Source organism: Paenibacillus sp. CAA11 (assembly GCF_003060825.1).
Lineage (GTDB): Bacteria > Bacillota > Bacilli > Paenibacillales > Paenibacillaceae > Fontibacillus.
Genome location: NZ_CP028922.1, coordinates 2297881 through 2320818, shown reverse-complemented (window position 1 = coordinate 2320818; position 22938 = coordinate 2297881). Strand labels below are relative to the sequence as shown.

Genomic DNA, 22938 nt, shown 5'->3' with positions numbered 1-22938 from the left:
GTAGACAAGAAGATATTTCCGCAAAGCGAAGAGTGTCAGGTGTTCTGTACAGCGCTGACCTGCTTAACTTTGCTGATATAAGGCTGAGGGTACCCTTCACGGTACAAGAACATAACCATTCGATCTTTCTTATCTATGCATGATACACTGGAAAAGCATGGAGAAGATAGATAGCTAGATAGATATAATAATGAAAGGCAGGAGATCATATGCATCCATTATCTGTTGCAGAACTAATTGACCTAAACCATCACGCCTGGGATGAGATCCTGGATCTTTTCCGCCAAGGTGCCAATTCCTATGCTCTTTTTCCTGCTAACCGTGAGTCTGCAGAAGATACTTTATATCGCTTACAGGTGAGCACGAAGTCGTATTTAGGAGCGATTGCGCTCGAGACAGGCGGGGTTCAATGGGACAGCGGCTGGATTACTTTGCTTGGTTCGGGCTGTGATGGAATCTTTGGCAGCCTGGCCTCTTGGAACGGGCTTCAGAATCCCGTGATATCAGCAGCGGATGGACTGCTTGTAGTCGCTTATGATGCGGCAGGTGGTTTTTTTGCGCTAGACACAGGCAAATTTGGACGCAGCGGACTGATTTACTATTTTGCACCGGATGCGCTGGAATGGGAATCAACAGACCTTCAATATTCCGGTTTCGTCGGTTGGCTAGCAAGTGGAGATTTGAACCTTTTCTATCAGACCTTCCGCTGGAAGGGGTGGCAAGAGGACATCAAACAGCTCGAGGCTGGACAAGTGTTTGGCTATTATCCTCCGCTCTGGACTGAAGAAGGCAGCGGACAGACAAGCAAGAAGGCACCTATTTCAATCAAAGAAGCTTGGAACCTGGCTTCGGGGTAAAGTATGCCGTGATGAATTAGAAAAGGGTTCTTAGGGCTTTTGAGCCTATACAAAGAGGAGAGGGAAGCTTGGCTTAAGCATCTTAAGCTAGCTTCCCTCTCGTCTTTGTAAAACAACTCATCGGTCTGGTGTACACCGGATTTATACTTACCTGCTGTTAAAGTTCAACTTGTTTGGTGGCAATGGTATCGCAGAATTCACGGTCATGCTCCACAAACAATATAGTTGGCTCATATTCAAGCAAGAGCTCCTCGATCTGCATGCGGGAAATCACATCAATAAAATTCAGCGGTTCATCCCAAATGAGCAGATGTGCTTGCTCGCAGAGGCTTCCCGCGATAAGCACCTTTTTCTTCTGGCCGCCGCTGAAATCTGCCATATCCTTCTCAAATTGTATCCGGGAAAAATCCAATTTCCGCAAAATCGCCTTAAACAGGCTTTCGTCAATACCACGGCTTTGTGCATACTCTGACAAATTGCCTTTCAAATGTGAGGTGTCCTGTGACACATAGGAAATTTTCAGCTGACTTCCCTTGCGGAATGTTCCAGTATAACGGATATCCTCTCCATTAATTAGTTTGATAATACTGGATTTGCCAGAACCGTTCTGTCCGGATAACGCGATCCGGTCCCCCCGTTCTATCGTAAAGCTGATATCCTGGCAAGCCTGTTTATCCCCATAATAAATAGAGACTCTCTCCAGCTCAACTAGCTGTGGCTTAAGGTAGATGAGCTGTGTAAGCTTCAAGCTCTCCGAAGTCTCAATATTTTTCAGAAGCTTGGACTTTTCCTCAATCGCTGACTGCTGTCTTTGTTCCATAGACTTGGACCGTTTCATCATCTTGGCAGCCTTGTGGCCGATGTAGCCTTTGTCCACCTTAGAGCCGGAGTTTCTTGTTCCATTCTTCGTCTTCTCCACTTCATCTGACCAGCCGTCTGTTCGCTTAGCCGCCTCAGACAAACGCTTGATGTCCTTGCGAAGCTTCTCGTTTTCTGCAAGTTCAAAGTTATCCATACGCTGTTTATTTTCCCACCAATCCGAGAAGGTTCCTTTCTGGATTTCAAGATGGGTCTTATTTATGGAGAGAATGTGATCTACGCAGTTGTCCAGGAAGGCTCGATCATGGGACACCAGAATAAATCCGCTTTTTTTGTTCAAATAATCGCTGACGAGCGTTCTGGCTTCCCGATCGAGGTGGTTGGTCGGTTCATCTATCAGCAGAAAGCTATTTTCCTTCAGGAACAAAGCTGCGAGCATCACCTTCGTTTGCTCTCCATTCGATAAGGACTCGAACGGCCGGTATAACACATCGTCAGATACTTTCAGCAGTGACAGCTCGCGCATCAATTCCCAGTGAACGTAATCCGGATAGATTTCTTCAACGATATCCATGGTCAGCTTCTCCTTGTTCTCCAGCTGGAAAGGGAAATACTCAAAGGAGACATCTGCGGAAATATGGCCGCTGTATTCGTACTTGCCAAGCAAAAGGTTCAAAAAGGTCGTTTTTCCCCGCCCGTTTCTTCCCGTGAAGCCCAGCTTCCAATTAGTATCGATCTGAAAACTGACATTCTCAAAAATATTGTCATAGCTGCCGTCATAAGCAAAGGTCAGGTTGCTAACTTGGATTAGTGACATGAGAGGTAACCTCCTAGCGCAAAAATTAAAGGCTGCAAGAAAGTTACAACTTTCCTGCAGCCCAAATATACAGCAACCCGACTGACCTTAAGTAAGGCATCAGATATGGATATATTCTAGGAGTGAAAAGATGAAGTAACTTTCTTGCATAAAGATTAAAACATGCGAAAAAAAATCGCATTATTGTTTTATATCCTTAGCAAGAAATATCCATCCTCCCACTCCTCTCGTTTAAGTTAAGTCTATCGTAGCACAAACTTAAGTTGACTTTCAAACGATTATTCGTTGTCGCCATCCATTTTCCTCTTGAACGCAAGGATAGCTATAATTGTGATCGCAACCGCGTAACCTATGACCCACCACAGATGAGGAAAGATCAATGAGTAATTTCCTGAAAGGGCTGCTCTCCCTGCTTCCACTGCATGCGCAAAAGGCAGTAGATAAGCAATTTCTTTGAACCAGCCGCCAACTAGGTTCAGATCAAACCACGTACCGCTAAGCCAAGCGCTAAGGTTAGTTAACAGCGCTCCACAAATCCCCCCAACCTGCTTGTCATTGAATATACTGCCCGCCAGCAGCCCGATTGCGATAAATAGCACGGCTGTTGGAATAAGTACAATAATCGAGAACAGCGCGCTGAAGCTCACCGGTAATCCCAGGAAAAATGCAGCAATAAAACTAACGGCAATTTGCAGTATCGCCATTGGGATTAGCGGGAGCGTATAGCCTAGAATATATTCCGAAGCTCCAAGAGGGGCAGTAAATAACCTCATTAGAAAAGAGCTGCCGCGATCCTTAGCGATTAGCATACCTGAGAATAAAGAAATAAAGGACAGACCAAATACGGCTACACCTGGAACTAGCTGATCAATAACATATAGTTCGACTTCACTGTTCGCTTGCAGAGCAGATAACAGCAGCAGTATAACTAAGGGAAAACCGATGCCGAATGCTAAATTCAGCGGATCCCGAACCATTTCCTTGCGGTTTCTTGTGGCAAATGCTAAAGACTTCATGACTTATCCTCCTCCATGGCTGCAAGGGATACAAATGCATCTTCAAGGGTCTTGGTGTTCGTCATCGCCATTAGCTCCGCCACCGTTCCAACGGCTTTCAATTCCCCTTTGGCCATAATGCCTACCCGATCCGAAAGAGCCTGCGCCTCCTCCATGTAGTGCGTTGTGAGAATGATTGTTACTTCCCCCTTAAGCTTCTCGATCGCTGTCCACAGCTCCCGTCTAGCAAGCACATCTAGTCCAAGTGTTGGCTCATCAAGGAACAGAATCTTCGGATCAGAAATCAAAGCCATGGCAATACTAAGCCGTCTTTGCAGTCCTCCAGATAAAGTCTTTGCTTTATCTCTGGAGTAATCTTCAAGCTTGAAAGTGCTCAGCATTTCTTGTACCTTTGCCGCAATATCTTTTTTATCAAAACCATAAATCCGGGCAATAAATTCAAGGTTTTCCTTAACCGACAGATTGCGGGCGACAGCCGTTTCCTGTGGAGATACATTGATCTTTTCCTTGACGTTATATGTACTCGAAGCAATACTGTCACCTAACAGCATTGCATCTCCGCTCGTAGGTTTGCTTAGACAGGTCAGCATCTTGATTGTGGTTGTCTTGCCTGCCCCGTTTACCCCAAGCAAAGTATATAATTCTCCGTGGTTTATCGTTAAATTGAGACCATTTACTGCGGTTTTGTTCCGAAACTTCTTCGTCAAGTTCTTTGTTTGAATGGCAATCACTCATGATCCTCCTCATGGGTCTGTGCTTGAAAAATCTCGTTAGCAAATTGCAGCAAGTCTTCGCTCTTCATAATCGCGATCCCCCCTTGCGCCTCATCACCTAGCACGAGTAGGCTGCTTCCAGGGCGAATGTCGAAGACCTCTCTGGCTTTCTTAGGGATCACGATTTGTCCCCTTTCTCCTACTTTTACCATGCCAAAAATGTGTTTCCCCTTTGGCCGGATCCCTTCTTTGTCATCGGAATAATGAACAAGGTCATCAAGTGCCACCCCATACATTTCCGCTAGAGCTATGCAATTTTGAATGTCCGGCACAGTCTCGCCACTCTCCCATTTCGCCACAGCCTGTCTTGAAACCCCAATCCGTTCGGCAACTTGTTCTTGAGTGAGGCGATGCACTTTGCGCATTTTTTTTAAATTCATACTAATCATTTTTTTCACATCCTTAAAAGTATTATAATTTCTTTTTTCGATTTCACTACCATTCAACGATTACATTTCATGTTGCGTTCAGTTGCGTTCAGTTGCCTCCAGGATAGGAAATCAGGAGTAAAACAAGTAAATGTTATTAATTCTTGTATCGGTTCGGACAGTGACATTTGTCACAAAATTCACAAAAATAGTGATAATAATCACGCTTGATACCATCCAGTTGTTCTAACCTTAGAACCGTTATGAAACTTAAATATGGTTTCCGTTAAGCGACAAACACTATCTAGGGAGGAATCAACATGCTGTCTCAACGAACTCGTGAAATCGTAAAATCTACTGCTCCAATACTGGCAGAACACGGTACCGCCATTACATCGGTCTTTTACCGTAGAATGTTCGAAGCGCATCCGGAACTGCTGAATATATTCAATCATGCCAATCAAGCAAAGGGCCGGCAGCAAACCGCGCTTGCCAATACCGTCTATGCTGCCGCTGTACACATCGATAATCTGGAAGCTATTCTTCCTGCTGTCGTGCAGATTTCTCATAAGCATGTCAGTCTTGGCATCAAACCGGAGCATTACCCGATCGTTGGGGAATTTCTATTGAAGGCGATCAAAGAGGTGCTCGGCGACGCAGCGACGGATGAGATTATGAATGCCTGGAAAGAAGCGTATAGTGTAATCGCTGATGCTTTTATCGGCGTTGAAGCAGGAATGTACAAAGAAGCAAGAGAACAGGAGCATAGCTGGAATTTCTTCAAGCCATTTATTGTCGCTCGGAAAGTGCAGGAGAGCGGTAGTATCATCTCCTTCTATTTAAAACCCGCTGATGGCGAGCAAGTTCCTTCGTACCAGCCTGGACAATATATTTCGGTACGTGTATCTATTCCAGGGGGAGAGTATACCATGATTCGCCAGTACAGCCTGTCACAGGCCGCCCATCCTGACGAATTCCGTATTTCTGTTAAACGGGAAGCTGACAATGATCCGAATGGCCGGGTCTCCCTATTTCTTCATGATGAAGTCAAGGAAGGGGATACACTGGAAATAAGTGCGCCTGCTGGCGAATTCGTTCTGGATACGAAGAAGACCACACCTGTTGCATTTATATCTGCGGGTGTCGGAATTACTCCGATGATGAGCATGTTCGAAACCGTTGCTTCGCTCACCCCTGAGCGCCAGGTTGCCTTTGTACATGCAGCTCGTAACGAGAAGCTTGGTGCTTTCCGTCATGAGATTGAAGCTAAGGCAAAACAACTAAGCAATGCCAAGTTGAAATTTGTATATTCGAAGCAGAAATCTGAGCGAATCAACAAAGAACTGCTTCAGGAATATGTAGACCCATCCGGTGATGTATATGTATGTGGGCCCGTGTCGTTCATGGAATCTGTCATTCGTGATCTTAAAGCGCTCGGCTTCCGTGATGAACAGCTGCATTATGAGTTCTTTGGGCCTTCTCTCCAACTGGAAACCAAGGGTTGAGCCTAGCTCTTGGTACAGATAACTTACGCTCCATCACTTTCTTGTGAGTTTCACCAGACATATCATAATCGAGTAGGAGGCTATTCATTAGATGAGTAGCCGACCTCTCACACCACCGTACGTACCGTTCGGTATACGGCGGTTCAACCGCATAAGTGCAATTTACGTAGACGCTCGTATTGCGCAGGAAAGTCATAATATCCTGCCTGTACGAGCTTTTTGTTTGTTATGGAACGAGACAACACTGGACTTCCGGCGATGCGCCAGTACCCGAGACGGGAATTGCCCCACTGGTAAGCCTGCCATTCCGGTACCCCCAGCTTCCGCAGGTTTTGTACTTTTGTTCGCGGCTTTTTCCACTGTTTCCAGATGTACATCCGCAGTCGTCTTCGCAACCATTCGCTCCAGCTTTGCAGAATCCGTTTCATGTCGGCCACATAGTAGTAACCAATCCATCCCCGAATGTAGACTTTTACCTTTTCCATGACTTGGCGAACATTTCTGCCCTGGCTGCGACTTGTGAGTTCTTTCAACTTCTTCTTCGCTTTTGCGAGGGATTGTCCATGGGCACGGATATACATGCCGTTCTTGTTCTTTCCCAGGGCAAAGCCGAGAAATTTGAAGTGCTTTCGAGCCACTACGCTACCGACCTTACTTTTCTGCGTATTGATCTGGAGTCTCAGTTTGGTCTCCAGGTACTTTCCGCAGGATTCCAGTAGCCGCACCGCTGCCCGTTTGCTTTTGGCAAGCACCACAATATCGTCCGCATAGCGGATGACGTTCACTCCGCGGCCTTTCATCTCTTGGTCAAATTCGTTCAGGTAGATGTTCGCCAGAAGCGGCGACAGGGGGCCTCCCTGAGGGGAGCCTTCTTCTGTTTTGCAGTGCACCCCGTTCTCCATAACCCCACTTTTCAGGTATCTCTTAATCAGTTCGGTTACGCGTCTGTCCTGAATTTGTTTGCGCAAAAGATGCATAAGCAGCTCATGATTCAGCGTGTCGAAGTATTTGGAGAGGTCGATTTCTACTGCGTAGCCGTATCCCTGTTCTGCATAGTCTTTCACCTTGCGAATGGCCTGTTGTGCGCTCCGACCGGGGCGGTAGCCATAGCTTCCCTCCGAGAAGAGCGGCTCGAACAGGGGCTGGAGCTGCTGGGCGACTGCCTGCTGAATCACTCGGTCTACGACCGTGGGTATGCCAAGCTTCCGTACTCCGCTTCCATCTGCTTTGGGAATTTCCTTGCGCCGTACTGGGCTGGGCTTGTATCTGCCTTCCCGGATCTTTTGCAACAGCTCGTCTCTATGTTCCTGCAGCCAGGGTAGCGCGTCTTCTACGGTCATTCCGTCGATTCCTGGCGCTCCATGGTTGCGTTTGACCTGTTTGTAGGCTCTGTTCAAATTGTCTCTGTCCAGAATCTGCTCCAGCAGGTCTGTTGCACCGCCTCTTTCTTTACGTTCCCGAGTGCCGGCGCTCCGCACTCCCGCATGCTCTTCGCGTTCCACGCTATCCCTTTGCAGGTAGCCCTTTCGGTATTCTGCTTTCATCGCGTCAGCTCTCCTTTCGGTATGTACTCGAGACTTACGATTGTTCGGCCCTTCCCCGAAAAAAAAAACCTTCCGGGTACTATGGCCTCTGCTGACTTCTCACAGCAAGCTTTACTCCGTCTTTCGGTTTTTTTTCCTACTTGTCGTCTGTGAGACCTCCCCGGGTAAGAGCGATAACCTTCCCCTCATCTATCTGCCACATTTACACCATGGGATTCGGGCAGTATTGGACTTTGCTTTGTAGTGCAAGCTCGTCCGTCCCATGATGCCTTCTATGTGATTTCTGTTCGTCAGACCGAGGGTTTGCCTCCGGCTTCCTTCAGATTCCGCCTCGCGGCGGACACCCTTGCCTTCAGCTAACAGTTCCTACTGCCAAGCCTGTAGCGGACTTTCACCGCCGAGTTATCGCCCATGCCGGGCGCACACTATAAATGCCCCAAATCGCCCGGCAAAAGTGCCGGATGATTTGGGGCATTTCATTTTTTGGGTTCTCAGAAACCAGCAGTATTTTATTCACCACGAATTAACTTCGCCTTGACAAGCTTACGGTTAAATTCAATGACGATCCGGCTGGTACTGCCTTTGGGCTCCCCTTTGTAACGATAGACCAAGCCATAGATGAGGGGACGTTTCTCTCGGATATCTTTTGGATCCTTATTAATATATGGCTTCTTTAGTTCCTCCTCCGTCCACCTCTTTCCCTCCTGATCCACATAATAGGTCTTTCCGATAAAACCCAAATTCTCCCCCTTCGACTCCGGCTCAGCACTGCCTTCAAACTCATACAGCTTTCCATCAAACACGACTCTGTCCACTCTTCCTTCATCGATAAGCTGTTCAAGCGTATAGGCAGTATCCTCATCGAGATCTATTGTATAATGGGCTGTTTTTTGCGTCTCTTCAATGACCTTCTGTTTGAAGTCATCCAAGTAATCACATCCTGTTACCAGGACGAATACGCTCACGATTAAGATCATCCAAGCTCTTGATAATTTTCTCATAATTATTGCCTCCTATCTGCTAATTCCATTTCTGGCTCGGTTCGATTATAGACACTAATTATCAAAAAATGATAAGGATGGCTTAGCTGATCATGCCAAAAAAGGACCAAAATCATCCGGCGTAAGCAACCGGTGCTTTGGTCCACTCGAATCTCACTGCCCTACCTTGGGTAGAACCGGCATCCGTGTCGGATCCCAGTCATCGCTTCCCTTCATCATCATAGGGATCGTAAAATGGTTGGCTTCCTCTGGCGTCAGCTGCTTAGACCAGGCCGCCCGGGATTCCGCAGCCGCTCCGGCTCCAAAATTGCTGAACTCAGCATATCTGGCGGTCTTCTCATTGTCCGGCTTCCCCCAGTTATGCCAGCCTTTGCTGTGAAGAATCCCTTCCATTTCCGTGTTCATGAAGAGAACTTGGGCGAACGGTCTCCAAGGACGTCCAAGATAAACGTCTTCAATTCCGCTTGTCCCGGTGATCTTGCTGTTTATGAATAAGAATCCATAGGTCTGATCTTGCGGGGTGCTAGCTGCAGTAATATATCCACCGGACCGGACATTATGGATAACGCTTCGGTTAAATACAGCAATCCCTGGCCCATAGATAAAATCCACTGCCCCTTCAATATAGCTGTTCTCCAAGTAGGCCCGCTTCCCTGTATTATTTACATAGAATGTATCCTGATAACCAAGCATGCGTACATGATTGAAATACGCCCGATCCCCCTTAAGCTCTAATGCGGGCGCTGGTCCCTGGGGCCCGGCACCGTTCGCAAACGTGATGTTCTCGGCAATGAAATCATCGGATTCAACAGCAGTAGCTCTTTCATTAAACCCTGTGCCTGTAATTCCGGTGTAGGTAATTATAGTTCCTTCCTCGCTTTCGCCAATCAAACTGAGGGCACGCTTCGTCTTCGGAATCGTTAGCTGCTCCTCATAGATTCCATCATGGATATAGATGACCGTTCTGTCCGTATTCCCTTCCGGAATGGAATCTACCGCTGCCTGAACGCTTGTAAACATCCCGCTCCCATTTTTGGCTACCACGATCACTTTAGCAGGAGTGGCCGCATGTGGGTACGAGGCGACGCCAGGACCATTCTCATTAACCGTCTGAACCGAGTAATAGTAGGTTTTGCCCGTTTTGACGTCAGTATCTGTATATTCTGGCTGCTCCAAACCGGAAGCGATCACGGTGCCTACCCTATCTCGGGAATCCGACCGCGTTAATTGGTATGAACTCGCACCATCAACGGCCGGCCAGGAGAGCGTCACCCGGTCTTCAGCGGCGGATAATTGAAGATGCGCTGTAGCTGGTAGAGTATTCGCAGCGTAAGGCGTAGCACGGACAAGATCGGAATTCATGCTGGAAGCCGCTTCATTCTGAGCGGAGAGAACATAGTGATATACGGTACCGTTCTCCAGACCCCGATCCTCATAGCTGGTTCCAGTCACTTGATCAGCAATTACAGTGTAAGGGCCTCCGTTCACTGTGCTTCGCTTGATCTGATAGCTTGTGGCCCCTTCAACAATATTCCATGAAAGCATGACCGAGGCATCGCCGGAACTAGCTATTAGCGCTTTGGGCGTCTGCAGCGGGGCTATGGGGCGAACCGCTGTCACATCAGAAGTCTCGCTTTCACCTGCAACACTCGCTGCCGTTACGGTGTAATAGTACTCTTTTCCATTAATAAGACCGCTGTCCCTGTAAAAAGGCTCCTCCACACGAGCAGTTTCAACATAAGGCCCCTCCCGGCTTTCGCTGCGCTTCACCGTATAGCTAATCGCTTGCTCGACCGGCTGCCAGACCAGCTCAGCTTGCGTGCTGCGGGCAAGTCCTATAAGCCCAGTTGGGGCTTGTGGCTTTACAGCATGGACTGAAGGGGTGGCGTGAACTGAGTTGGAAGGATCACTTTCCCCTAATTCACTCACAGCGGTAACTACATAATAATATGTAGTCTCATTTATAACGGTAGTATCCAAGTATGTCGTGGTGGATGCACTTAAACCCGAGGCCACTGTTTCATAAGGCCCTCCGCTAGTCGTGCTTCTTTTAATCAAATACGTTAAAGCACCACTTGCGGTGCTCCAATCCAGTTGTACCTTCCCATTCCCCGGAATCGCCCGCAATCCTTTCGGTATGGTTACAGGCTCTACATAAACCTTAATATTGTCCAAATAATAGGTGCCCTTGCCGGTTCCTGGAGTCTTGCCAAACAAAGCACTCCCATGTCCCAGCAGCTGCATATCTTCTCTCAGCTCAACCTGCTCTGCAGCAAGCACATTATCTAGGTAAATATCCATCGTGTTCGCTGCCGCGTTAGCAATTAGCTTCAGATTGTACCAGCGATTATCTTTCGGAAGGTCGGCCAGCTTCACATCTTGACCCTGCTTGTTCTTGTAGACTAAGGCATAAGCATCTTCTGACACGGGTAATTGCGGTTTACGCACCTCTATGGAGATCGGTGTCTTCGCACCATCGGGATCCTTTACCTGTAACAAGGTTGAGGTCCCTGGAACTGCAGGAGACATAAAGTCCGCCTCCACGATAACCGTCCCCATTTGCTTCGGAAAGTTAAGGGCGAACCAGGTGCTGCCTGCGGCCTGATCATAGATTTTCAGGACCTTATCAGAATCATTCCCGGAAAAATCCGCCGGAACCTTCTGGATCGTGACCGTATGATCCGCATCCTGAGGATTCGGGTTAACCACATATCCGGCAGGAACTGAGCCAATTTCCAAATTCTCAAAATTATCGTTCACATAGTAAATGGTTTGTGGGCGTTCTGCGGTAACAGGCCTTATTGCTACACCAGAAAACTTAGAGGTATTATATTTATCCGTCTCGTTGTTGACTTTGGCAGCATCCGCGACCAAGCCGACATATACCTTCTTCGGTAAGTCAATGTTGACTTTGCCTACAGAAGTCCAGTCCTTCCCATCTTGAGAGATCAGCGATGTGAACTGATTCCCCTGACGAACAAGCTTAATCCAATAGGGCAGCTGGAATTCCTGCTCAGGGACTATAGATGAGACCTCTCCACCTTTTGCCGCACGACTGAGTGTAACGCCTTTTTTGCCTGTTCTGATATACGGGACGACAAGGGAGGCAAAGGGAGCGTCTTCCTTCAGGCTTTCCCGGAACATGACACCAGCTTCTGCTTCCTCATTTGTTGCGGTCACGCTTTCAACCTTGGCGATAATTTCAGCGTCCCCTGTAATCTTCTGGTGTGCAAAATGGAAGGCATCCTTCGTGCCGCCGATATCGCCTGCGGATTTAATCGTGATGTCTCCAGAGTTTTCACCAGGCTGAGTATGTCCCGGGATGCCAGGATTCCCGATATCTGAAGACTGCCAAGGCTTGATGTTCCCCTTCGTATTCACATGAACGACAACACTTGTTGAAAATGAAGCCGTGCCTGTATCATCAATAGCCTTCGCTGTCCAATAATGGGTTCCGTCCGTCACATCTTTCCACTTATAGCGAAATGGCTTGCGGTCATCCTCGCCGACTTTCTTCCCATCATGAAAGAACTCTACCTTCTTGACCGTGCCGTCTTTGTCGGCAACGGAAGTTTCGAAAGTCACGTTCGATCCTGCCTTGATAATCGTGTTGTTAGCCGGTTTGGTAATAGCCACAGAAGGGTTGGCCGAACCATTTCCCGTTATTGAGTTCAAGTAGAGTTCTAAGTTGGTATACCCCTCTTCATTAACCAGATTGCGATCACCGTAATTGTGCGGATCTAATCCATGCGCTGTTTCCCATTCATTAGGCATCCCATCATGATCGTCATCGGCCAAAGTCGTTACGGCCCTCTCAAACAGCGGATATCCTCCCACCTCGTTCTGGGAGTTGATATGAGTTCCTGTCCGGTGAATAACATTGCTAATAATTCTGGCATCAATAGCATCCCGCTTCGGCAGGGTAGCTCCAGCGACATTGGCATCACCCAGCCGAAACCGCATATATCGGACAATCAGATTGTTGCCCTCAAAGGTCGTCGGATGACCAATGACCGTGATTCCGTCTCCCGGAGCTGTCTGGCCGGCAATGGTCACATTGTCCCCAATAATCTTCAGAGGCGACTCCAGCTGTATGACTCCGCCAACCTTAAAAACAATGGTTCGGTTGCCTGTACTGACAGCCTCTCGAAGCGATCCTGGGCCCGAATCGGCAAGTGTAGTTACTTCAACCACTTCACCTCCTCGTCCCCCTGTAGTATATTTACCGCCTCCTTCAGCACCTGGAAAGGCAGGGGTCCTTGAAGAATTCGTCGATTTCACGGATTGTGATCCCTCTTCTGCGTATACCCCGTCCGTAAAGCAAGTGAACAACATCACGATGACCATCATCTGTTTCAACCATTTTGTTGTTTTCAAGTGCAAGTCTCCTCCTTCATTAATAATTCAGAGCAGCGGTTTGTACTGCATCACCTCCCTTCCTTCAAATGAACCTCCTTGTGTCCAAATCACAGGCTTTGCTTCTACAATGGAATAATCCTGTACTTTCCACCTTTATAAGTTGGAATATTTAATATATGACCATGCTGAGCTGCAATCACTTCCCTTCCATCAGATGCCATGATGGTTACAGGATGATCCGTGTACAACCGAAGATTTTTTCCGCCCTGTGAGATGATAACGCTTTCCACAAGTCGCAGATCGTTCCACTCGATGTCAACGACAAAGCCTCCTCTTGCACGAAGCCCTTGTACACGTCCTTTAGGCCATGCTTCCGGAAGTGCTGGCAGAAGACGAATAAACCCAAGATGGCTTTGTATCAGCATTTCGGCCATACCTGCGGCAGCTCCGAAATTGCCATCGATTTGGAACGGAGGATGATTATCAAGCAGATTCGGAAGCGTAGACTTCTTCAACAGCTCCCTTGTGTGAAAATAAGCCTGTTCGCCATCCAGCAGACGTGCCCAGAAATTTATGATCCAGGCCCGGCTCCACCCTGTATGTCCCCCGCCATGATCGAGGCGCCGCTGCAAGGTGACCTTGGCAGCTTCCGCTAAGGTTGGAGTCGTATCAGGGCTAATCGCATTACCCGGATGTAGCGCAAACAAGTGGGAGATATGCCTATGTCCGGGGTCTGCTTCTTCATAATCTACCAGCCACTCCTGCAGCTGCCCATACTTCCCGATTCTCAGTTCGGGCAAACTTGCTTTCATTGCCTTCCAATCCTCACGGGCAGGTTCATCAATGTTCAGCTCCGTACTGGCCTGAATGCAGGCTTCTAACAGTTCTAGCAAAATTTCGGTATCCATGTAGGGCCCATAACACAATGTCCCAGCTTCACCATTTGGCAAGACATATCTGTTTTCGGGAGACACGGACGGACTTGTCACCAGATAGCCTTCTGGACTTTGTACCAGAAAGTCCTTAAAGAACAAAGCCGATTCCTTCATCGTTTCATATGCCTTCTTCAAAAAAGCCGGATGTGGGTTAAATCTGTAATGCTCCCACAGATGCAGCGCAAGCCAAGCCGCCCCCATCACCCATTGGGTAGCAGGAGGATAGATATCTTGGGGCGCAGTATCCGCCCAAATGTCTGTATTGTGGTGAGCAACAAACCCGCGACAACCATACATTTTCTGCGCCGTAATTCGTCCAGATTGTCTCATCCGCTCGATAAGTTCGAACAAGGGTTCATGACACTCGGGAAGATTGCAGCTCTCCGCAGGCCAATAATTCATCTGGGTGTTGATATTAATCGTAAATTTGCTGTCCCATGGCGGGGACATCGAATCATTCCAAATGCCTTGCAGATTAGCTGGCAATGACCCGGGACGGCTGCAGGAGATAAGCAAATACCTACCAAAGTTAAAATATAAAGTGTACAGTTCGGCATCATCCTCACCGGCCTGAATTCGTTCCAAACGCCTATCAACAGGTATAGAACTCGGTTCCTGACTTGTGGCCGCACGCAGCTCAAGCTTAACCCTCTGGAACAGCTCCCTGTAATCCTGAACATGCTTGTTCAGCAGCTGGCTGTAATCCTGAAGCGATGCGTTCTCGAGCAATTCGTAACAGTGTCTACTTGGCTCAGCAACCCGGAACGTACTAGCAGCAGCAAGAAATAAAAAAACTTTATCAGCCTGATCCACCAGCAAATGCTCACCGACAACCTTTACTGTTCCGCCTACAGCGATTGCTTTGACAGCCACACTGTAGACAAGCCCATCCCTTCCTCCGCAATCATTTGTCATCACAACTGTATCCGAGCCATATCTGTGTGATATATCCATGTGCTTACCTTCGCTGCGCTCAAAGCGTGCTGCAAAGGTAATGGCACCGCATCGGTCTGCTTCAAGCAGAATGACCATCACTTGATCTGGATAGCTTGAAAATACCTCACGGCGATAAGTAATGTCTCCATACTGATACTTTGTTGCTATGATCGCCCTATCCAAGTCCAGCTCTCTGCGGTAATTAGATAATTCCCCCTCTGGATGCTCGAAATTAATATACAAATCGCCCGCCGTTACATAGTGTCTTTGGCTTCGCGGCGTTCCGGAAAACGCCGTCTCCGACAAACGATGTGCTTCCTTCAGCTTTCCTTCAAACAGAAGTTGGCGAATGAGTGTAAGATTCTGTAACGCATCGGGATTATTCCGATCTCTAGGTCCTCCATACCACACTGAGTCTTCATTAAATTGAATCCGCTCCTGTTCAACCGATCCAAACACCATACCTCCGAGTCTTCCATTCCCGATAGGTAAAGCTTCATTCCAATGTTGAGCCGGTTTGTCGTACCACATTAACGTTTCTGACATTAATACCACTCCATCCCCCTCCTCTTCTTAAAAAACGGTGAAGAATTCGTTATCAGTTGCAGAAATTATGTGAACTACGTCTTAAGCCATGCAAGCAACGAAATGTATCTCCCTATCCTTGTATGACCGAATCCGCCATGATATATATTTTGTACGATGTTTAATGCGTTCTGCTGTTGAGGATTTCATAACTGCTAAGATAAACCCTTGCTGAAAGGAGCTGCGTGTGAAGGTGAATGACAGATTAAATCCAAAGTACCATATTGGAGATCACGATTTCTCTATTCAATATATGGCCCGCAACGGTTCCAGCAGCATGCCCCGCCCTCATAAGCATCCTTACTTTGAAATGTACTATTTGCTTGGCGGCGAGAGGATGTACTTCGTAAATGATAAGATCTTTACTGTTAAGAAAGGTGATATGATGATCATCCCCCCGCACGAACTGCACTCCACCGCAAGCTCAGATAAGCTGCTATTTGAGCGAGTCCTGATCAGCTTTTCTGAGAGTTTCATTGAACAAAGCAATGCCAATGCAGCTGAGCTATTAAAGCACGGTGAATCAAGACTCATGCGGATTCCTCTGAGAGATCAGCCTGAAATTGAACGGCTGCTTCACCTGATGCAAGTCGAATGTAAGACAAAGGAAGCTCATTATATCTCATTGGTATGCTCACTAATGAATGAGCTGCTCATACGTCTCCACCGGATTGAGGCCACACTTCAATCCAAGGTTGCTCCTGAATATGAACATCCCATGCACCAGAAGATCTCAGAAATTGCCCGTTATATCAAGTCCAATTATCATGAACGGCTCACTTTGGAGCAGGTAGCCAAGCAGTTCTATATCAGCCCCTCGTATCTTAGCCGCATCTTCTTCAAGCTCACAGGATTTCACTTTCGCGAGTATTTGCAGACGGTAAGGGTTTGGGAAGCACAGGAAAAGCTCATTAGCAGCAGGGAATCCGTTCAAGTCATTTCCGAACAAATGGGCTTTGAACATACTGCCCACTTCAACAAAATATTTAAGAAAGTCACGGGTACGACTCCGTTGCAGTATCGCAAACGACATGGATAAAATAAAGGCATTCCATAAATATTGTTCGCTTGGCTAGGATTTCAAGTTAATCAATAATCAAGAGTCATCTATTGATGCTGGCTGGATTCTTTATATTCTGCTTCCATTTGATCTCCGCCGCTCTTTTTCCATTTTTCTACCTCAGCCTTCCAGCCTGCTTCGTCAATCTGTCCCATGATGAACTTGGTTTGGGCATCGGTAATGATCTGCTCCAATTCACCTCCTCGTTCATTATAGGTATTGGATTTAAGGGTAAGCGCCGGATTGGGAACGATATACTTTTCGTTTTCATACACAATTTTTTTATTCAGATTAAAGAGCTCGGTACCTTTGGCCTTCTTCTCCATATTGTACAATTCGCCCCGCTGCGGAAGTGAATCCCGATAAGGCTTCACTTCCTGAACATCCTTATCGACATCTAGGGTCACTGTGTAATCACCTTCCACTTTATAATGGACGCCTTCAATCCCTTTGTTAATCAAATTCACCATCTCCGGGTCGAGCAGCTTGTCGACAAATGTCAGCACTTTCTTCAATTCATCCTCGGAAGTAACGGTCGATTTGGGAATGGCCAAAAATCCCGTATTTCCGCTTTCTCCAGGAACTCTAATCCCTTCTGGACCTTGTAACGGCGATACGTTCACAACAGCAGTCGGAATCACCTTCTCCACTTTGGATTGCAGGGATTGAGCGTTCCCTCCAGAAATCCGGATATTCGCACGCCCTGCCTCATACACCTTATTCAGCTCAGATGAATCAACAACGGCAAAATCCTGATTGATCAGCTTCCCCTCATACAATCTCCTAAGCAGCTTCATTACCTCGTAGAATGGTGCGGATTCAAATTCAGGATAGAAATTCCCTTCTTCATCGATCCCCCATTTGTTAGGAGCTCCCTGAGAGACGGCAAGCCGGGTCAATGTAGAGGCATTTCCTCGGTTGTACCCTTTATCCAGCATCATGCCATAGGTATCCCTCTTACCGTTCTTATCCGGGTCTTCTTCTGTGCTGTAACGAATGATGTTATACCAGTCATCCAAAGTTACAGGTGCCTTAAGCCCAGCAGCGTCCAGCCAGTCTTGACGAAAGCTGACAATCGCCCGGCCCATATCCCGGAATAGAGGAACACCGTAGACTTTGCCATTTACACTGATATTATCGTAATATTGCTGCGGTTGTGCGGCCAAATTCGGATAATTTTTAAGATGAGAGGTTATATCCCAGAACAAATCTGCTTCAAGTGAACTGATTGTAGTGGGCGTATAGTTTAGCTTGATGAGCTTGGGGAGCTCATTAGAAGCAATCATGACGTTAATCTTCTCATCGTATGCAGAATAAGGAATCCACTGAATCCGGAGATCCGTACCTGTGTACTCTCTGATCTTCTCCTCGATCGGGTTCTTCGGGTCCGGTATTTCCCCTACCTGATTAACAACCAGTGTGAGTGGATAGGGTCCATCGTCCTCATTAGCAGAATCGCTTTTGCCTCCGCATGCAGTAAGGATCAGCATACCTGAAAGCATCATTAGGAAGAGATTCATCCATCTTCTCCTCATGTTATCCCTCCAAAATAATTTTCTCTATCCGGAATTCAACCTTTTACAGAGCCCAACATGACACCCTTGGCAAAATGCTTTTGCAGAAAAGGATATACGATCAAGATGGGCAAGGTCGCAAAAACAATGACCGCCATGCGGATGGTTAGAGGCTGTACATCCATCTCATCAAAATTGGAATCTCCAACTCGGCTCTGTGCCAAAATTACAATCTCTCTAAGCAGTACCTGAATTGGCCATTTCGAGCTGTCATTGATATACAGGATTGCATTGAAGAACTGATTCCAGTGAGCAACGGCATAGAATAATCCGAAGGTAGCCATTGCGGGCAGTGACAACGGAATGACAATCCGCAGCAGAACTCCCAGGTCGTGACAGCCATCAATTTTAGCAGAGTCTTCTAGGCCTTCGGGGATCTGTTGGAAGAAATTCTTGAGAACAATCAGATTGAATGCACTGATTGCATTAGGGATCATTAATGACCATAGCGTATTGGTCATATTCAGTGCATTCACGATAAAATAGGTAGGAATCATCCCCCCGCTGAACAGCATGGTGATCAACACTCCGAGTAAGATAGGATTTCTGCCCCGAAGGGTCACCTTGGATAAGGGATATGCCGTAAGTGAAGTAAGAGTAAGGTTAATCAGCGTGCCTATTACCGTAATGTACACAGAGACGAGTAGACTTCGAGGAAGTGTCTCGGAGGAGAAGATATACCGGTAAGATACAAGTGACCACTCTTTGGGCCATAAGATCAGCCCGCCCTTGGCAACTTCAGCCGGGCTTGCAAACGACACCGCCAGAACATAGAGGAAGGGAAGGACACAGACGATGGCAGTAATTAATAGAACCGAATAGTTGATGATGTCAAACAGCCGATTACCCCAGTTCTTATCTTGACGCAACTTCTGTCCCTCCTGTCATCTTGCGAATATGCACCATCTTAATAAACGCCTTCTTCCCCGAATTTCTTGGCCAACCAGTTCGAGCCGAGAACGAGCAGTAATCCGACAAAGGATTTAAACAAGCCTACGGCAGCACTATAGCTGTATTGGGCTTGCGTCATCCCTTTTGTGTACACGTACGTATCGAACACTTCGCTCACTTCCCGGTTCGTTGGAGTAATCATAAGGAAAATCTGCTCAAATCCTGAATCCAGAAAATTCCCGAGGCGAAGAATCAGCAGGATGATGATCGTGCTGCGAATAGCCGGAAGCGTGATATGCCAAAGCTGGCGCCAGCGTCCCGCCCCATCGATACGAGCGGCTTCATAGAGCGTCAAGTTAACACCGGCTAAGGCAGCCAGAAAAATAACGGTCCCCCAGCCTACTTCCTTCCAGATACCCTGAGATACGATTAGGGTCCTAAACCAATCAGCCTCCAGCAAGAAGGCGATTTTCTGTCCGGTCACCTGATATATGATTTCGTTAAGAATACCGTTTTCGGTGGTAAACAAAATATAGAAAATGCCTACGACAACAACCCAGGATACAAAATGAGGAATATAAATTAATGTCTGTACAAATCTCTTGAAACGCTCTCTTCGCAGCTCATTTAACATGAGCGATAAAACAATCGGCAGTGGAAAGAAGAAGATTAGATTGTACAAGGCTAGAATAAGCGTATTGCGGAAGAGCATCCAGAACTGCGGTTCATTGAAAAAGCGAATAAAATGCTTGAATCCGACCCACGGGCTTCCGAAAAAGCCGAGATGAGGCTTGTAATCCTGAAATGCCATGGTCACCCCGTACATCGGAACATATTTGAAAATGATAAAATACAGCACTCCGGGCAGCAGCATCAGATACATCCACCTGTCCCTTAGCAAATCCCGTTTAAGTTGCATCCTCCTCTGCCGGCGCAGATCTTTCTTCATCTGTGAACCTGCCGACGCCAGAGTGTGATTAGATTTCATAGGCACCTCTCCCCTAGCAATAGATGTATACTTCAGCTTGTTGAATGCGCTTTCTCAACTCATTATTTATCAAGCTATTCATGATAAGCTATACTCCGATTATGACTTTCTAGGTGGGACGCGGAAAAAGCGTGGTCCTAAGGTAGTTTGTCAGCTAGTAGCTTCCCGGCCCATCCTTCGTCTTCAACCTTCCATATGCTGTTTATCACTTCACCCGACAGCATCTTTAATTCTGCACATTGCTTCATGAGGAAAGCCGGACGATATCGCCCGGCTCTTTAAGAATGATGATCCTATAGCAGAGGGTTGATTTAGCGTCCATCTCCCTTGTTTAACTGATCCCGATACTGACCGGGGGTCAGACCGAAGTTTCTCCGAAAGGTTCGAATAAATGCGCTGATATTGGTGTAGCTAACCTTCTCGCCGATCTCCGAGATTTTCATATTCGTAGTCTCAAGCAGCTGCTTGGCATAGTTCATCCGGTATTCACACAAATACTCACTGAAGGAGACGCCCATTTCCTTCTTAAATACTCGGCTAATATAAGCAGGGTTATAGTTCATCACCGCCGCGCAGTAGTCAAGTGAGATATTGTTATCAAATTGCTCATGCACAATCTGGACCATGCGGCGTGATATATTCACAAATTGTTTTTCGGACATGTCCGTCAATATTTCGATAATCGGCATAAACAATTTGGATAGGAACCAGTTCGAAATTTCAGCTCGTGTCTGGAGAAGGAACAGATGCTCCAGTTCTTCTTCTCCTCTCCATAATTGCTGTAAGGTCAGGCCTTGCTCATGCACAAAGCTCACCGTCCTCGATGCCAATTGCAGTAACAGGAATTGATGCTCTTGATGCAGTCCTTCTTTACACAATAATTGACTGAGGTACAGCTGGAGCAGCTGTTCGACCTGTTCTGGCTGCCTTTCCTCCAAAGCAAGCATAATTTGATCCTCGATTTGTCGCAATTTCATGTAAGCCATCTTCTCAACCTTGCCTTGTTCCTGGGTATCCGCATATCGGACAATAATATTGGACCCGAGGGCAAAGCGCATTTTTAGAGCCGTCATGCTCTCCTGATAAGCATGCTTCGTATCGGCCAGCTTCTTGAATGGATGACTGATACCAATGCTACATTCCAGGCTCAAATATTGTTGAACCTTCAATTTAATCTGTTGAGCAGTCTCATAGAACAAAGCATGCCCTGCCGCAGGATCCTCCTCTTTGCAAGTTAGCAGCGTAACTTGAGTATGATTCAGTACAATTGGGCAAAAGCGTGATTCATCCGGTAAGGCTTCTGCGACTATATTATTTATAGCAAAGAGCAACAACTCCCGGTCCTGTTCATGAAATCGTGATTGCTGAAGATTATCGATCTCCAGTGCCAATACTCCAAGACTTCCCCAACCCCACGGGAAACCGTATCTTTCAAAAGCAAATTTGCCATATTCCCCAGGCATCTGCTCAGTGAACAGCTTGAGAACATAGAATTCACGTAAATGTACCGTATGGGATTTCATCTGTTTGTCCAGTTCGTTTCTGGATATGGCAAGCGAAGATAGACTCTCCCTGATGGACTCAAATTCATCCTGCTGAAGTGAAAAAGCTCCACGCTCCGGCTGAACGCCGGCTGCAAACTCGTGAAGTCTTCGGATTGGAGAATACATCTTCCGGCTGCCAAGCAAGGATGCCAGGAGAACAGTAACCATCATGCAGGAGCAAGCTGCGGCCGTAATCAGAGCGATATTTCCCATCTGTTCCGTTACTTTATCAAGCGGTACTACCGAAACATATGTCCATCCATTATATTCTGAACTTGTGTACTGCACACTAACCTTTCCTTCTTCACTATCCACATGAAATGCACCTTCAAGCTGCCCGGAACGACCCACATGTTCAGCGATATGTTCATTGATACCCTGATAAGCTTCCTTATCCTCCGCGAGCGACAGGAAGGCTTCCCCATGCTCATTAAGAATATACTGTGTTGCAAGCAAGCTGCCCGGATCCAGCATATCGAGAATATCTTTGACCGAAATCTCAAGTATCACGATCCCGGAGGGGGACCTTTTGTGGGAGAGGAGAGGAATTTTATGCACCAGCCTTAATGTCGTCGCCGTCTCTCGAGGGCCGTTCCAATTATCCGCATTATCCGCATCCGCTGTCATTGAGTTCTTAGAAAATGAATCAGACCCGTTTACCCAGAAAATGCTTTTTGCAGTGTTTAAGTAACGGTTCAATTCTCCAGGGTTCATAGTATCTAGTGACCTCAACGAATTTAAGTCCACAATCCAGCTTTGCTTGAGATTAACAACATATGCCTGTTTTAAAGTGGCTAATGTCTGCATATTAAACATTTCTTTCATCAGTTCACGAACCTTGATGAAATCCTGTCCACTAAGCTTGCTGCCCATTACAGATTTAAGCAGAGATGAGTTTTCGAACTGCAAGGCAGTTCTCTGCATGGAATCCAATACCTGCTCCACCCTCATCCGTGTCTGGTTGAGGAGGTGCATATTCCCTTCATTCACCTTCTTCTCCACATCTTTGGAAGCTATAAAGTATGAGAAGAGACCGATGATTACTGTCGGAACGCACCCTAACAACAAACCGTAAATAAGTATTTTAACTTTAAATTTTCCCAAGGGACAGTTTGCTCCTTATTGCAATTTAATCCAAGCAACACGAAGAGAACGATTGGAATGCTACGGCACAACTGACAATATCCCAAATCAATGATAACGCTTGCAAAATTGGGTTTAATAAAAGCTTAGCATAGAAACCTCTTGCTTTTTACTTCTTCCTTGCTCTTTTCCCATCGTTTTTATTAATATTTGTCAATTTGTTATGCCATCCGTTCAAAGGCTTCATAATTAACAAAAAAAGTCCTTGTCCCCTACTTAGGAA

Annotated in this window: 15 protein-coding genes; 3 read left to right on the top strand and 12 right to left on the bottom strand. The window is 46.8% G+C overall.

The window, feature by feature from the left end:
- The first annotated feature begins 209 nt into the window (after positions 1–209).
- Positions 210–857 (top strand): DUF2625 family protein, encoded by a 648-nt coding sequence (locus DCC85_RS10750; RefSeq protein ID WP_108465589.1) that lies wholly within the window; start codon positions 210–212, stop codon positions 855–857.
- 157 nt (positions 858–1014) lie between these two features.
- On the opposite strand, the gene DCC85_RS10745 is transcribed toward DCC85_RS10750, so the two are convergent.
- The 4 genes from DCC85_RS10745 to DCC85_RS10730 form a co-directional block, all read right to left on the bottom strand.
- Positions 1015–2493 carry an Lsa family ABC-F type ribosomal protection protein gene (locus DCC85_RS10745; protein ID WP_108465588.1) on the bottom strand — a complete coding sequence of 493 codons (1479 nt, stop codon included), beginning with the start codon at positions 2491–2493 and terminating at the stop codon, positions 1015–1017.
- Positions 2494–2771: 278 nt separating this feature from the next.
- On the bottom strand, positions 2772–3509 hold the full coding sequence (locus DCC85_RS10740) for an ABC transporter permease (RefSeq protein WP_108465587.1): 738 nt from the start codon (positions 3507–3509) through the stop codon (positions 2772–2774).
- A complete protein-coding gene (locus tag DCC85_RS10735) occupies positions 3506–4237 on the bottom strand; it encodes an ABC transporter ATP-binding protein (RefSeq protein ID WP_199910015.1) in 732 nt (243 codons plus the stop codon). The genes DCC85_RS10740 and DCC85_RS10735 overlap by 4 nt, the downstream gene beginning before the upstream one ends.
- Positions 4237–4671, bottom strand: a complete 435-nt coding sequence (locus DCC85_RS10730; RefSeq protein WP_108465585.1) for a helix-turn-helix domain-containing protein — start codon at positions 4669–4671, stop codon at positions 4237–4239. Before DCC85_RS10730 ends, DCC85_RS10735 begins: the two co-directional genes overlap by 1 nt.
- A 299-nt stretch (positions 4672–4970) precedes the next feature.
- On the opposite strand from DCC85_RS10730, the gene hmpA reads away from it, so the two are divergent.
- Positions 4971–6155 (top strand): NO-inducible flavohemoprotein, encoded by a 1185-nt coding sequence (hmpA, locus tag DCC85_RS10725; protein ID WP_108465584.1) that lies wholly within the window; start codon positions 4971–4973, stop codon positions 6153–6155.
- 143 nt (positions 6156–6298) lie between these two features.
- On the opposite strand, the gene ltrA is transcribed toward hmpA, so the two are convergent.
- From ltrA to DCC85_RS10705, 4 genes are all read right to left on the bottom strand, one after another.
- Complete coding sequence (gene ltrA / locus DCC85_RS10720; protein ID WP_108465583.1) at positions 6299–7699, bottom strand: group II intron reverse transcriptase/maturase; 1401 nt, start codon at positions 7697–7699, stop codon at positions 6299–6301.
- A 509-nt stretch (positions 7700–8208) separates the two neighbouring features.
- Positions 8209–8700 carry a NisI/SpaI family lantibiotic immunity lipoprotein gene (locus tag DCC85_RS10715; protein ID WP_108465582.1) on the bottom strand — a complete coding sequence of 164 codons (492 nt, stop codon included), beginning with the start codon at positions 8698–8700 and terminating at the stop codon, positions 8209–8211.
- Between the two features lie 153 nt (positions 8701–8853).
- On the bottom strand, positions 8854–13077 hold the full coding sequence (locus DCC85_RS10710) for a pectinesterase family protein (RefSeq protein WP_159081844.1): 4224 nt from the start codon (positions 13075–13077) through the stop codon (positions 8854–8856).
- 104 nt (positions 13078–13181) lie between these two features.
- Positions 13182–15476, bottom strand: a complete 2295-nt coding sequence (locus DCC85_RS10705) for a glycoside hydrolase family 95 protein (protein WP_234414423.1) — start codon at positions 15474–15476, stop codon at positions 13182–13184.
- 232 nt (positions 15477–15708) lie between these two features.
- On the opposite strand from DCC85_RS10705, the gene DCC85_RS10700 reads away from it, so the two are divergent.
- Positions 15709–16554: a helix-turn-helix domain-containing protein gene (locus tag DCC85_RS10700; RefSeq protein WP_108467813.1), complete on the top strand. Its 846-nt coding sequence runs from the start codon at positions 15709–15711 to the stop codon at positions 16552–16554.
- Positions 16555–16622: 68 nt separating this feature from the next.
- Here the strand turns inward: DCC85_RS10700 and DCC85_RS10695 are convergent, their stop codons facing one another.
- The 4 genes from DCC85_RS10695 to DCC85_RS10680 form a co-directional block, all read right to left on the bottom strand.
- Complete coding sequence (locus DCC85_RS10695; protein ID WP_108465580.1) at positions 16623–18110, bottom strand: extracellular solute-binding protein; 1488 nt, start codon at positions 18108–18110, stop codon at positions 16623–16625.
- Positions 18111–18145: 35 nt separating this feature from the next.
- Positions 18146–19018 carry a carbohydrate ABC transporter permease gene (locus DCC85_RS10690; protein WP_108465579.1) on the bottom strand — a complete coding sequence of 291 codons (873 nt, stop codon included), beginning with the start codon at positions 19016–19018 and terminating at the stop codon, positions 18146–18148.
- Between the two features lie 38 nt (positions 19019–19056).
- On the bottom strand, positions 19057–19989 hold the full coding sequence (locus DCC85_RS10685) for an ABC transporter permease (RefSeq protein WP_234414463.1): 933 nt from the start codon (positions 19987–19989) through the stop codon (positions 19057–19059).
- A gap of 350 nt (positions 19990–20339) precedes the next feature.
- Complete coding sequence (locus DCC85_RS10680; RefSeq protein ID WP_108465577.1) at positions 20340–22676, bottom strand: helix-turn-helix domain-containing protein; 2337 nt, start codon at positions 22674–22676, stop codon at positions 20340–20342.
- Positions 22677–22938: the final 262 nt, after the last annotated feature.

Coding starts and splice junctions, on each gene's coding strand:
- DCC85_RS10750 (WP_108465589.1), top strand. CDS start 210: ATGCATCCATTATCTGTTGCAGAACTAATTGACCTAAACCATCACGCC.
- DCC85_RS10745 (WP_108465588.1), bottom strand. CDS start 2,493: ATGTCACTAATCCAAGTTAGCAACCTGACCTTTGCTTATGACGGCAGC.
- DCC85_RS10740 (WP_108465587.1), bottom strand. CDS start 3,509: ATGAAGTCTTTAGCATTTGCCACAAGAAACCGCAAGGAAATGGTTCGG.
- DCC85_RS10730 (WP_108465585.1), bottom strand. CDS start 4,671: ATGATTAGTATGAATTTAAAAAAAATGCGCAAAGTGCATCGCCTCACT.
- hmpA (WP_108465584.1), top strand. CDS start 4,971: ATGCTGTCTCAACGAACTCGTGAAATCGTAAAATCTACTGCTCCAATA.
- ltrA (WP_108465583.1), bottom strand. CDS start 7,699: ATGAAAGCAGAATACCGAAAGGGCTACCTGCAAAGGGATAGCGTGGAA.
- DCC85_RS10715 (WP_108465582.1), bottom strand. CDS start 8,700: ATGAGAAAATTATCAAGAGCTTGGATGATCTTAATCGTGAGCGTATTC.
- DCC85_RS10705 (WP_234414423.1), bottom strand. CDS start 15,476: ATGTCAGAAACGTTAATGTGGTACGACAAACCGGCTCAACATTGGAAT.
- DCC85_RS10695 (WP_108465580.1), bottom strand. CDS start 18,110: ATGAGGAGAAGATGGATGAATCTCTTCCTAATGATGCTTTCAGGTATG.
- DCC85_RS10685 (WP_234414463.1), bottom strand. CDS start 19,989: ATGAAGAAAGATCTGCGCCGGCAGAGGAGGATGCAACTTAAACGGGAT.